Annotated in this window: 10 protein-coding genes; 4 read left to right on the top strand and 6 right to left on the bottom strand. The window is 72.4% G+C overall.

All coding sequences use genetic code 11. The features are described from left to right. Positions 1 to 4 precede the first annotated feature (4 nt). Entirely contained in the window at positions 5 to 3,934 is a 3,930-nt protein-coding gene (locus ACIP63_RS35595; protein WP_401524542.1) for an amino acid adenylation domain-containing protein, read from the top strand. Then, entirely contained in the window at positions 3,931 to 4,122 is a 192-nt protein-coding gene (locus tag ACIP63_RS35590) for an MbtH family NRPS accessory protein (RefSeq protein ID WP_401524401.1), read from the top strand. Before ACIP63_RS35595 ends, ACIP63_RS35590 begins: the two co-directional genes overlap by 4 nt. 23 nt (positions 4,123 to 4,145) lie before the next feature. Here the strand turns inward: ACIP63_RS35590 and ACIP63_RS35585 are convergent, their stop codons facing one another. Next, a complete protein-coding gene (locus ACIP63_RS35585) occupies positions 4,146 to 4,517 on the bottom strand; it encodes a VOC family protein (protein WP_401524398.1) in 372 nt (123 codons plus the stop codon). Between the two features lie 90 nt (positions 4,518 to 4,607). On the opposite strand from ACIP63_RS35585, the gene ACIP63_RS35580 reads away from it, so the two are divergent. Next, positions 4,608 to 5,069, top strand: coding sequence for a MarR family winged helix-turn-helix transcriptional regulator (locus tag ACIP63_RS35580; protein WP_401524396.1), 462 nt, complete (start codon positions 4,608 to 4,610; stop codon positions 5,067 to 5,069). 82 nt (positions 5,070 to 5,151) lie between these two features. On the opposite strand, the gene ACIP63_RS35575 is transcribed toward ACIP63_RS35580, so the two are convergent. Continuing rightward, the gene (locus ACIP63_RS35575; protein WP_401524393.1) at positions 5,152 to 5,568 is read right to left on the bottom strand and encodes a MerR family transcriptional regulator; all 417 of its coding nucleotides are present in this window, start codon (positions 5,566 to 5,568) and stop codon (positions 5,152 to 5,154) included. Positions 5,569 to 5,615: 47 nt separating this feature from the next. Here ACIP63_RS35575 and ACIP63_RS35570 point away from each other — a divergent pair, with 47 nt between their 5' ends. Beyond that, positions 5,616 to 6,443, top strand: a complete 828-nt coding sequence (locus ACIP63_RS35570; protein ID WP_401524390.1) for an MBL fold metallo-hydrolase — start codon at positions 5,616 to 5,618, stop codon at positions 6,441 to 6,443. 74 nt (positions 6,444 to 6,517) lie between these two features. Here the strand turns inward: ACIP63_RS35570 and fes are convergent, their stop codons facing one another. The 4 genes from fes to ACIP63_RS35550 all read right to left on the bottom strand — a co-directional run bounded on the left by fes (position 6,518) and on the right by ACIP63_RS35550 (position 12,186). Next, positions 6,518 to 7,786: an enterochelin esterase gene (gene fes, locus ACIP63_RS35565; RefSeq protein ID WP_401524388.1), complete on the bottom strand. Its 1,269-nt coding sequence runs from the start codon at positions 7,784 to 7,786 to the stop codon at positions 6,518 to 6,520. A 272-nt stretch (positions 7,787 to 8,058) separates the two neighbouring features. Beyond that, positions 8,059 to 10,089: a CocE/NonD family hydrolase gene (locus ACIP63_RS35560; protein WP_401524385.1), complete on the bottom strand. Its 2,031-nt coding sequence runs from the start codon at positions 10,087 to 10,089 to the stop codon at positions 8,059 to 8,061. Between the two features lie 39 nt (positions 10,090 to 10,128). After that, entirely contained in the window at positions 10,129 to 11,445 is a 1,317-nt protein-coding gene (locus ACIP63_RS35555; RefSeq protein ID WP_401524382.1) for an acetyl-CoA carboxylase biotin carboxylase subunit family protein, read from the bottom strand. A 114-nt stretch (positions 11,446 to 11,559) separates the two neighbouring features. After that, positions 11,560 to 12,186, bottom strand: coding sequence for an alpha-ketoglutarate-dependent dioxygenase AlkB (locus ACIP63_RS35550; RefSeq protein WP_401524379.1), 627 nt, complete (start codon positions 12,184 to 12,186; stop codon positions 11,560 to 11,562). Positions 12,187 to 12,530: the final 344 nt, after the last annotated feature.

The following is a 12,530-nucleotide window of genomic DNA, read 5'->3' as shown; positions in this document are numbered from 1 at the left end:
CGTCCTGCTCACCGATGCCGAGGGCGCCGGGCCGGACCAGGACGCCCCGCCCGTCGTGCTGCCGCTCACCGCCGCCCAGTCGGGCATGTGGTTCGCGCAGTCGCTCGATCCGCTCAGTCCGGCGCAGAACACGGCGGAGTGCCTGGAGATCGACGGTCCGCTCGACCCGGAGCTGTTCGCCGCGGCTCTGCGCCGTGTGACCGCCGAGGCCGACGCCCTGCGCGTGTGCGTCGAGGACTCGCCGGAAGGGCCGCGCCAGCGCGTCCTGCCCTCGGTCGGGCTGCCGCTGACCACGCACGATCTGCGGGAGGCCTCCGACGCGGGCCGGCGGGCCGGGGAGTGGATGCGCGCGGACCTCGCCGAGCCCTTCGACCTGGCCACCGGCCCGCCGTTCCGGCACGCCCTCTTCCGGGTGGGTGAGGAACGCTGGCTCTGGTACCAGCGCATCCACCACCTGGTCATGGACGGCTACGGCTACTCACTCCTCGTACGCCGGACCGCCGAGGTCTACACGGCGCTCGCCCGGGGCGAGGAGCCCGGGCCCCAGGCTTTCGGGACGCTCGCGGACCTGGTCGCCGAGGACGCGGCGTACCGGTCGTCGGAGGCGTTCGCCGCCGACCGCGCCCACTGGACGGAGGCGTTCGCGGACCGTCCGGAAGTGCCCCGGCTCGGCGGCCGCGGGGCGTTGCCCTCGCGGACGTTCCTCCGCCGCACGGCCCACCTGGGGCCTGAGGCCACCGAGGGTGTGCGGGACCTGGCCGACCGGCTCCGTGCCTCCTGGCCGGACGTCCTGATCGCCGCCCAGGCGCTCTACACCTCGCGGGCGACCGGCCGTCAGGAGGTCGTGCTCGGCCTGCCGATGATGGGGCGCATGGGTTCCGTCTCGCTGCGGGTGCCGGGCATGGTCATGAACGTCCTCCCGCTGCGGCTGGACGTCTCCCCCGGCGCCACCTTCGCCGAACTGGTCCGCCAGGTGGTGCTCGGTATCCGCGAGGTCCGCCGCCACCAGCGGTACCGCTACGAGGAAATCCGCCGCGACCTGCGGCTCCTCGGGGAGAACCGGGGGCTGGTCGGCCCGCTCGTCAACGTCATGCCCTTCGACTACGACGTGGACTTCGCGGGCGCCCCGACGCGGGCCCGGAACCTTTCCGCGGGACCGGTCGACGACCTGACGGTGAACATCTACGACCGGTCCGACGGGCGCGGTCTGCGCATCGACCACGACGGCAATCCCGCGCTGTACGGCGACGAGGAGCTGGCCGCCCACCAGGAGCGCTTCCTGCGTCTGGTGGAGCGGCTGAGCCGGGCCGACCCGCATCTCCCGACGGCCGCGCACGGCATCGCCACCGAGGCCGAGGCCGAGCTGGTCGTCCGTACGTTCAACGACACCGGCCGGGCGCTGCCGCCCACGACGCTGATCGGCCCGATCGAGTCGCGCGCCGCCCGCACCCCTGACGCGACCGCCCTCGTGTACGGCGACACCTCGCTCACCTACGAGGAACTGAACACCCGCGCCAACCGGCTGGCCCGGCACCTGCGGACGCTCGGCGCCCGGCCGGGCGCGGTGGTGGCGGTGTCGGTGCCGCGCTCGGTGGAGCTGGTGGTGTCGCTGCTCGCCGTGCTGAAGGCGGGGGCCGCGTATCTGCCGCTGGACCCGGACTATCCGGAGCAGCGTCTCGCGTACATGCTGCGGGACGCGGCGCCCGTGTGTGCGGTGACGGACCGGGCGGGGCGGCTTCCCGAGGACACCGGGACGCCGCTGGTGGTCCTGGACGGCCTCGACGTCTCGGAGTACCTCTGGGTGAACCCGTCGCGGCCCCTCACCCCCGCGCATCCGGCGTACGTCATCTACACCTCGGGCTCGACGGGCCGCCCCAAGGGTGTCGTGGTGTCGCACGGTGCGATCGACAACCGGCTGCGCTGGATGCAGAGCACCTACGGGCTGACCGCCGACGACCGGGTGCTCCAGAAGACCCCGTCGTCGTTCGACGTGTCCGTGTGGGAGTTCTTCTGGCCGCTGCGCCAGGGCGCGGTGCTGGTGGTCGCCGAGCCGGGCGGCCACAAGGACCCCGCCTACCTGGCCCGGCTGATCCGCGAACAGGCCGTCACCACCTGTCACTTCGTGCCGTCGATGCTCCAGGTCTTCCTCGCGGAGGCGGAGGCGGACGCGGACGCGTGTGCGAGTCTCCGGAGGGTCTTCTGCAGCGGTGAGGCCCTGCCCCGCGAGACCGCAGACGCGTTCGGGCGCGAACTGCCCGGAGTCGAACTGCACAATCTGTACGGCCCCACCGAGGCCGCCGTCGACGTCACCTTCCACGCGTGCGCGGCGGATGCCACCGGCCCGGTGCCGATCGGCCGGCCCGTCTGGAACACCCGCCTGTACGTGCTCGACGCGGCGCTGCAGCCCTGCCCGCCGGGGATTCCCGGTGAGCTCTACCTGGCGGGCCGCCAGCTCGCCGACGGGTACCTGAAGCGCCCGGAGCTGACCGCGTCCCGCTTCGTCGCCGATCCCTTCGGCCGGCCGGCGGAGCGCATGTACCGCACGGGCGACCTGGCGCACTGGACGGAGCAGGGCGAGGTCGTCTACCTGGGCCGCACGGACGACCAGGTCAAGCTCCGCGGGCAGCGCATCGAGCTCGGCGAGATCGAGACGGCGCTGACGGCCCGGGACGGGGTGGACGCCGCCTGCGCCCTCGTACGGGAGGACCGGCCGGGCGAGCAGCGGCTGGTCGGTTACATCACCGGCGGCGCCGATCCGGTGGCCGTACGCGCCTCGCTGGCGCGCGAGCTGCCGGAGCACATGGTGCCGGTGGCGGTGGTGGCCCTGGACGCCTTCCCGCTGAGCCCCAACGGCAAGCTGGACCGGCGCGCCCTGCCCGCCCCGGTGTTCAGCGGCGGCGCGGGCGCGCGACGTCCGTCGGACGCGCGGGAGGAGGCGCTGACGCGACTGTTCGCACAGGTGCTGGACGTCGCCCAGGTGGGTCCGGACGACGCGTTCTTCGACCTGGGCGGCACGTCGCTGCTCGCCGTGCGCCTCGCGGCCCGCGTCCGGGAGGAGTTCGGCGCGGAGCTCACCATCGGCTCGCTGTTCGAGTCCCCGACCCCGGCCGCGCTCGCCGCACGGCTGGGTTCCACGGGGCCGGCGTCCGAGGACGCGCTGGACGTCGTCCTGCGGCTGCGCGGCGGGGACGGGCGCGCACCGCTGTTCGCCGTCCATCCGGCCGGCGGGCTCGCGTGGTGCTACGCCGGACTGGCGGCCCGCCTCGGCCCGGAGCAGCCGGTGTACGGCATCCAGGCCCGCGGGCTGGCCGGGGACGAGCCGCTGCCGCGCACCCTGCTGGAGGAGGCGTCCGACTACCTCCGGCACATCCGCGCGGTCCAGGAGCACGGCCCCTACCGGCTGCTGGGCTGGTCCGTCGGCGGGGTGCTGGCGCACACCGTGGCCGTACTGCTCCAGGAGGCGGGCGAGGAGGTCGAGCTGCTCGCGCTGCTCGACTCTTTCCCTGCCGAGCAGTGGCGGGAACGGCCGGCGCCCGAGGAGGGTGACGCGCTGACCGCGGTGCTGCGGATGGCGGGCTTCGAGCGTACGCACGAGCAGGACCGTGACGACGTGCTGGCGACGCTGCGCCGGGCGGGCAGCCCGCTCGCCGGGATCGGTGACCGCGCACTGTCGAAGATCGTCGACATCGTGCCGAACCACGCCCGCATGATGCGCGAGCACCGGCACCGGGGTTACGACGGCGATCTGCTGTTCTTCACGGCAGCCGCCCCCCGCGCGGAGGACTGGCTCACCCGCGAGGCGTGGCGGGCCCATGTGACCGGGTCCATCGACAACCACGATCTCGACTGCACCCACCCGCAGTTGATGCAGGACCGCTTCCTCGACGACATCGCGGCCGTGCTGGCGGCCCGCCTGAAGGAGCTGGACGCATGAGCGCGAGGAGCGGCGGCCCGTTCGACCCCGGCCCGGAGGGCCACGCCACGCACCTGGTGCTGGAGAACACCGCCGGCCGGCTGTCCCTGTGGCCGGTCTGGCGGGAGGTGCCGGCGGGGTGGTCCGTCCGGTTCGGCCCGGCACCGCACGCGGCGTGCACCGCCGCGCTGGTGCCGGGCCGGGCCTGAGGTCCGGGACGCCTCGTGCGAAGTCAGCCTCCGTGGACGGTGAGCCGGTAGCCCTCGGGTCCGGTGAAGGAGAACACCGGACCGAACGGGCTGTCCTGCAGCGGGGAGACGTCCTCCGTGCCCGCCGCCACGAGCTGCTCGCGCAGCATGCCGGCGTCCGTGGTCCGCAGCCACAGCGCCACCCCCAGGCCGGGGCGCTCGGCGCCGTCCAGGTCCACGCCCGGGAGCGGCTCGCGGACGGCGAACGGGATCGGACCGGTCGCGAAGACGACCGCACCGGGCGGCGCGGCGGGGGCCCGGCGCAGACCGAGCCGCTCCTCGAAGAAGGCGGCGGCCGCGGGCACATCCTTCACCTGAAGAGCGATGAAGTCGGGGCCTTCGACGGTGGCGGTCATGGTTCCTCCTGGGCGGGGCATCGCTTCGATGTCAGCACTTTGACATGACCGACCATAGGCAGGGGCTTCCAGGTATGTCAAAATACTGACATGGAAGACCGTGCGCCCGTGCCCGCGCCCCACCCGGCCGAAGACGTCACCGAACACGTCGGATACCGCCTCAAACGCGCCTCGTCCGCCCTGCGCCACGCCATGGACAAGGCCCTGCGCGAGCACGACCTCACCGTCCCGCAGTACTCCTGCCTCGAACTCCTCGACGAAAAGCCCGGCCTGTCCAACGCCGACCTGGCCCGCGGCACCTTCGTCACCCGGCAGTCGGCCAATGTCGTCCTGCGCGGCCTCAAGGAAGCCGGCCTCATCACCCGGCCGCTCACCACCGACCACGGACGCGCCCTGCCCACCCATCTGACCCCTGCCGGGGAACGGCGCCTGCGCGCGGCACGGGGCGCCGTCTACGCCATCGAGGAGCGCATGATCAGGAACGTCCCCGAGGGGCGCCTGACGGCCCTCCTGGCCGACCTCGACAGGATGACCGAGGCCCTCGGCGAGTGACCGGCTGCATCCCGGCGAGAACAACTACGCCGGGACGACACCGCGGAGCGCTTCCGCCCCGGGACCGCCGCCGGCCCGCGCCTCAGCCGGCGGGCAGGTCGGCCGGCCTGCGCACGTCGCCGACGGCGCGCTTGAAGTCGGGACAGTCGACGATCGGCTCGTGCTCGCACACGGCCGCGTGCTCGAGACTGTCTCGGAGACGCGTGAGCCGTCCGACCTGCTCGTCCAGGTCACGGGCCTTGGCGGCCATCCGGACCCGCAGATCGGCGTCGGCCGGCCGCGCCACGACGAAGCGGCCGATCTCGGCGACCGAGAATCCGGCGCCGCGCGCGCACGTGACCAGCGCCAGGCGCTCCAGTACGTCCGGGTGGTAGGTACGCCGCAGGCCGTTGCGGCCCGCGGCGGCGATCAGCCCCTTCTTCTCGTAGAACCGCAGGGCCGAAGGCGCGAGCCCGGACCGTTGCGCGACCTCGGCGATATCCAGCAGCGATTCGTCCATCAAAGCTCCTTGACTTGAAGCGCGGTTCAAGTCGCAGCCTAGTCGTCATGAGGATTCATCACCTGAACTGCGGATCGGTCATGACGATCGAGGCCACCTACGAGGGCCCCCGCCCCGCACCCGCGGTCAATCACTGCCTGCTGGTGGAGACCGAGGCCGCCGGCCTCGTCCTGGTCGAGACCGGACTGGGCCTCGGTGACGTCCGGGACCCGGGCGGCACACTCGGCTCCGACTGGGCCGAGATGGCGCAACCCGCGCTCGACGAGGAGGAGACGGCCATCCGGCAGATCACCCGGCTGGGCTTTGCGCCGTCCGACGTGCGCCACATCATCCTGACCCACCTCGATGTCGACCACAGCGGCGGCCTCCCTGACTTTCCGGACGCCCAGGTCCACGTGCTCGCGAGCGAACTCGACGCAGCGCTCTCCCAGGCACCCAGCTTCCGCTACCGACCGGCTCACTGGGCTCACGAACCCCGCTGGGTCACCTACGACTCCGATCCCGGGGAACCCTGGTACGGCTTCACCGCGCTGCAGCCGAAGGGGCTGCCGCAGGAGATCAGGCTCGTCCCCCTCGGAGGCCACACCGCCGGCCATAGCGGCATCGCCGTACAGAGCGGCGACCGATGGCTCCTCCACTGCGGCGACGCCTACTACTACCACCGCGAGCTCGGGGAACCGAAGGAAACCCATCCTCTCCTCGACATCGTCCAGACGAGCTCGCAGGTCTCTCGCGACCTGCGGCTCGGAACCCAGGCCCGCCTTCGCGAACTGGTCCGCGAGCACGGTGACGAGGTGGAGGTCTTCTCCGCACACGACCCATGGGAGTTCGCCCGCTACACCGGCGACGGCATACCTACGGGCCGGGAGGCATGACGAGACCGCTCCGGGCCGGTGCACCGGGCAACTCGCCCGACCCGTTCCTCACGGAGGCGCCTTCGGGGCCGCCCTCAGGTGGCGGCAGGGCCCAACAGGTCCACGAGACCGTCGGCCAGCTCCGTGCGCCAGCACAGGTAGTCGTGGCCTCCGTTGAACTCCCGGTAGGAGGCGTCGTCGTATCCGGTCGCCTCCAGGACCTCACGCAGGCGCCTGGCGGCCGGCAGCGCCACCCACTCCTGTTCACCGAAGGAGAGCCAGAAGCGGACGGGCCGGCGCGGGGTGCTCGCGATCCGGTCCGTGAGCCACTGCGCCCGCGGCCCGTCGGGCCACCAGAACGAGCCGGACTGGGCGAGGACGTTGCCGAAGCGCCCGGGCGCGGAGAGCGCGGCGTGAGCGGCCGAGAGCCCGCCCAGGCTCTGTCCGGCGACGATCGTGCGGGCGGGGTCGTCGGTGACCGGGAGACGGGCGGCCGCCCAGGGCAGCAGCTCGTCGGCGAGGAACGCGGCGAACTCCGGGCGGCAGGTCAGGTCCGCCCACCTGGTGCCGGCGTCCACGGAATCCGGCAGCAGGGCGACGAGCGGCGGGATCCGGCCGTCGGCGATCAGGTTGTCCAGCAGGTGTGCGAGCCCGAGCCGCGGCTGCCAGTGCTCGCCGTCGAGGAGGACGAGGACGGGAAGCCCGGCCGAGTACCCCGGCTCCAGGGGCGGTTCGTAGAGCCAGACGCGGCGCGTGCCGCCCCCCAGCTTCCCGGTGGCCACCTCGTGGGCGGCCACACGGCCACGGGCCACGTCCGGCCTCGGCCGCCAGTCCTGCCCACCGGGAGCCCCCGGGAGCTCGGCGTAGGACACCGGCTCGCCGTCCCAGCGGCGCGGCAGCGCGCGGGCGTTGAGCGGATCGCACCGCCGTCTGGTGCGCAGCCACCGCCAGTAGTCGGCGGTGCCGGGCTCCGGGCCGTCGCCCTCGTCCACGTAGAAGTCGTAGGTGCCCCGCCAGTCGTGCCGCAGGCGCAGCGACCAGTGCCAGACGTCGGTGCCGGGCACCCGCTCCATCAGATTGCCCTCGGGCGCGCGGGGATCGCCGAGTTTGTTGGGGAGCACCTGTACGGCGCGGGTGGCGGCCGTGCCGCGCCAGAGGAACGTCACCGCCCTGTGATCGGCGCTGCCCTGCGGGTCGGGAGAGACGAGGGGCGTGCCGCTGCCGGCCACCGCCGTCCAGAAATCCTCGGTCTCCCCCGGTTCCGGCAGCCGGAGTCCCGGCTCCCGGAGCCGCGGCACCTCGTCCGGGCGCGCGGCCCGCGGCGGCCGACGCGGGGTGTCTTGCGGCGGCACTGACGTGATCACGAGAGGGACTCCGAAGTACGAGGAACGGAACTTAGGGTCACCTTACCTTCCGGGACCCGGAAGGCGGCGCCCACCCTGGTCAGCCCGTACCGCACGGTGGGCAGGGAACGACAGGCCCCGTACGCGCCGGAGGCGACGCCCGTTTCCGGGCGCCGCCTCCGGCCGGCGTTCGTGGTCCCGTTCGCCTCGGCGCGCGGTGTCGAGGCCGGCGTCGAAGCGTCACTCCTCCCGCAGCGTCCTCGGGCGTGGCAGCCGGTCCGCGCGGAGGCGGGTCAGACGTTCTGCCTGCTGATCCGCTCGTTCCACGTACGGGAGAAGACCCGGTGCCCGCCCTCGTATCCGTCGAGCGTGGCGTCCACGTGGAAGGCCTCGTCGTCCGAGGTCAGCACGGTGCGCGTCTCGACCAGGACGTCCCATCCGGCCCGGCGGAAGCGCATCTCCCAGGCCGACTCGCCGCGCACGGACCCGAAGTCCTCGCCGACCCAGCTGTACTTCTCGCAGGCCCGCAGCCCGGTCTCGATCCCGTTGTCCTCGTACCGCTGGAGTCCGCGGTCCTTCACGATGTCGAGCACGGACCGGTAGTCCACCAGGTCCCTGGTCACGGTCCACGCCTGTTCCGGCTCGCTCAGCCGGGTGACGGCGGGGGGCGCGCAGCCCTCGGGCTCCCCGAAGGGGCGCAGGGCCTTGTCCTCCGGTACGTCGTCGGGGCGGACCGGCAGCGTGAGGCTGCTGCCCTTCTCGTACACGCTCAGCAGGGCGGGTCCGGGCGCCGGCCACACGAGCGGCCAGTACGAGGTGGACAGCGACAGCCGGATGCGGTGGCCGGGCGGGAAGGCCTGCGCGACGCTGTGGAGCGGGACGCGGACGCGGTAGCGCCTGCCCGGCTCCAGGGCCTCGGAGGTTTCCTCGCCGTCGCGGTGGGTCAGGTTGAGCACGCCGTACGTCACCCGGGTGGAGCGTCCGTCCGGGGCGACGTCGGACAGCCGGACGTTAAGCTGCGCGACCGGGGCGTCGGCCGACACCTCCACCACGACGACGGGGGCACCGAGGATCTCGACGCGTCCGTCGAGCGGCGCGGTCTGGAAGACGAGCGAGCCGCCGTCCTCCTCGCGCTGGTCGTAGGGCAGGTCCGGCGGGGCGTTGTACGAGGCCCACTTGCCGGCGAACTGCCCGACGGACAGCGGCGACTGCACCGTGTGGACGCGGTCCTCCCCGCTCTCCTGGTCATCCGGCTCCCCCAGTGCGCCGTCCCGCAGCGGGAGGACGGTCTCGCCGACGTTCGGCGAGGGCCAGGACGGCTCACCGACCCACCGGCCGGGGCGCTCCTCGTAGGAGGTCGAGGGCGGGACGCTCTCCTGCATCCATGCCTGGAGCATGGGGCCGTCCATGACGCCGTTGTCGATGCCCTTGAGCCAGTGGTCCCACCAGCGCACGACCTCCTGGAGGTAGCCGATGGCGGGACCCGGCTCACCGAGGTGCGGAAGCTTGTGCGACCAGGGGCCGATCAGTCCCTTGCGCGGTACGTCGACGTGGCTCAGCAGGCGGGTCACGGCGTTGGAGTAGCCGTCCGCCCAGCCACTGGAGGCGAGCACCGGGCAGCGCAGGGCGGAGTAGTCCTCGCTCAGGCTCGCGTGGCGCCAGTAGTCGTCCCGGTTCGGGTGGCGCAGCCACTCCAGGACCCAGGGGCGCGCGGCGTCGAGCCGTTCCCGCCACATCTCCCGCCAGCGTTCACCGACGACGGCCGGGTCGGGCGGGCAGGTGGCGTACGCGAACATGGTCCCGGCCTCGGCCAGGTTGTCGGACAGCATCGCACCGCCGAGGTAGTGCATGTCGTCCGCGTACCTGTCGTCGGTGAACGAGGCGATGCAGATGGCGCGCAGGCTCGGCGGCCTGCGTGCGGCTGTCTGGAGGGCGGCGAAGGCGCCCCAGGAGATGCCCATCATCCCGGTGTTCCCGTCGCACCAGGGCTGCTCGGCGATCCAGGCGAGGACCGACTCGGCGTCGCTCTGCTCCTGTTCGAGGTACTCGTCCAGCAGCACCCCCTCCGACTCGCCCGTCCCCCGGACGTCGACACGCACACACGCGTAGCCGTGGCCGGCGATGTACGGGTGGTGGATGGCGTCACGCGTGGAGGTGAGGTCGTTCTTGCGGTACGGGATGTACTCCAGGACGGCCGGCACGGGTTCCGCGTCCGACGCGGTGGGGCGCCAGATCCGCGCGGAGAGCTCGACTCCGTCCGCCATGGGGATCGTGACGTGCTTCTCTTCCTGGATCGCGAAGGGCAGCTGGTCGACGTGGCGCATGCCTGTGCGACCTCCTTTCGTCGTGCTGGGCCGGACGGGTCACCGGGTCTTCGTGCCCCGGCTCCCCGGCTCCGTCTCGTCGAAGGTCAGGCCGAGGGCGGCCACGCAGCGGTCGAACTTGCCGCGCAGGTCCTCCTCGTCGTCGCCTCCGGTGAAGATGTGTGCCACTTCGTAGCTGTAACTGTCCTGCCCGGAGACGGTGGAGAGCTTCTGCCCCTCCTCGGGCACGACGTCGATGCGCACTCCGGGTATCTCGCGTTCGATCGCCGCGATCTGCTCCGGGGTGGGCACCTCGTGCACCTTCCCGTCGCCGAACCAGCGGTAGTACCACTTGGCGGCCACGGCGTAGGGCCCCTTGCCGCCGGTGAGTTCCGGGTCGCGGCCCAGTGCGAGGCTGATCATGCGGTGGTGGTTGGGCGCGCCGTCGACGTAGTCGAAGAGTTCGGCGTGGGACTGCGAGTGCCGGGGGTTGATCTCCAGCAGGCTGATGTCCTGGGTCTTCGGGTCGTAGAAGTACTCGATGCTGAAGGTGGCCTCGTCCATGCCGATCTGCTCCATGGTCCGTTCGCTGACCTCGTGGAGCTTCCGGATCACCGGCGCGGGGAGGCTGCTCGGGTACTGATGGCGGAGGAAGCACGGGGACGCCGGGTAGTTGATCGAGTCCAGTACGCCGTAGACGGTCGCCTTGCCGTCGTGGACGTAACCCTCGACGGCCACCTGGATCCCGGTCATCGCCTCCTCGGCCAGGCAGACCTGGCCTCCTACGTCCTTCATCTCCGGGGGGAGGTCCAGGAGGCCGAGCACGGAGTCGAAGGGCCTGCCGACCCGGCTTATGCCCGCCCGGATCTTGTCGACGGCCTCCCGGAACTCGTCCATGTCCGAGACTCCGTACGCCAGCTCGGACGAGTAGGCGAGGGCCGGCTTGAGCCACATGGGGAAGTTCACGCCCTCGGGGGGCTTCGGGTCGTCCGCTTCCAGGTCCACGCGGCCGAAGCGCGGGTACTCGTCGATGACCTTCTGCTGTTCGAGCCGGCTCCAGTACTTGTGCTCGCACTTGACGACGGATTCGAGGCTGGTCGTCCGCACGCCGTACTCCTTGCCGAGCATCGGGACGAGAGTGCTCACCGGGAAGTCCCAGTATCCGACGATCGCGTCGATGCTGCCCTCGTGCGCGTCGAGCACGGCCCGGGCCCGGTCCATCAGCGCGGAGACCGACACCTCGCCCTCCTGCAGTTCCCCGACGGTCAGCAGGCGGTGGAACCGGTAGGAGCCGGCGTCCGGCACGGCCTCGAGCATGGGCAGATTCGCATCGTCGAGGCCGACGACGAAGATGTTCTCGCGCTGCACCTGCGGCATGTGGGTGTCCCTTCGGTTGGAGTGCTTCCTGCACACCAAAGGCGCCTGCCCTGCCGCACGGCTGACATGCAGTGCCATCTCCTGGGGACGGCCGCATCGCCTCGCGCTCCCGTGTCAGCGCACTCCCCGGGGGCGGTACTGGACGCTGATCCGGGGCCCGCGGTCGCGCGCGGTCTTGGGGACGGCGTGCTGCCAGGTGCGCTGGCAGGAGCCGCCCATGACGATGAGGTCGCCGTGGCCGAGCGGCCGGCGCACGGTGTCGCCGCCGCGGCAGGGACGCAGGAGCAGATCGCGCGGAGCACCGAGGGAGAGGATCGCGACCATCGTGTCCTGGTGCGAGCCGCGGCCGGTCAGGTCTCCGTGCCAGGCGACGCTGTCGCGCCCGTCCCGGTAGTAGCAGAGCCCGGCCGTGGTGAAGGGCTCGCCCAGCTCGTCACCGTAATGGGAGGACAGCGCGTCGCGGGCCTCGGCCAGCACGGGGTCCGGCAGCGCGTCCTCGGAGCCGTAGAAGGCGAGCAGCCGGGGCACGTCGACGGTGCGGTCGTACATCTGCCGGCGCTCGGCCCGCCAGGGCACGTCGTCCACGAGCTCGGCGAAGAGCTCGTCGGCGCCGCTGAGCCAGCCCGGCAGCAGGTCGATCCACGCCCCGTCACCGAGGACCGTCCTGCGCACCCCGGTGAGCGGGCCGAGGCGCGGGCGGTCGGCCTGGTCGAACAGCGAACCCTGGAGATGAACGGACATGGGTCAAGCCTACCCGGACATTAGAACAAACGTTCCCCTAGGTCACGGAGAGCGCGCCGGGCGTGATCGCCGCCTCCCGTCGCCTTGCCGTGGGCCGGCGGCCCGCCCCGGTCGCAGCGCCCGGGGATCGGTCATAAGCTGCCGGGGCCGACGGCGTACGGCCGCGAGGGGCCTGACCAGGGGTTCCACGCCCGGCACTGCCGGACCGCACAGCCGGGAGGACGGGCGGCCGCCCGGAAATCCGCATCACTGACATGCGCGCGGGTGGGCAGGAGAGCGGCGACGCCGCACGGCCCCCGTACGGCCGGCGGCGGGTACGGCAGACCCCGAGGGAAGGAGCGCCC

Source organism: Streptomyces sp. NPDC088746 (assembly GCF_044751065.1).
Lineage (GTDB): Bacteria > Actinomycetota > Actinomycetes > Streptomycetales > Streptomycetaceae > Streptomyces.
The sequence above is the reverse complement of the archived record's forward strand: the minus strand, read 5'-3'. Positions and strand labels throughout refer to the sequence as shown.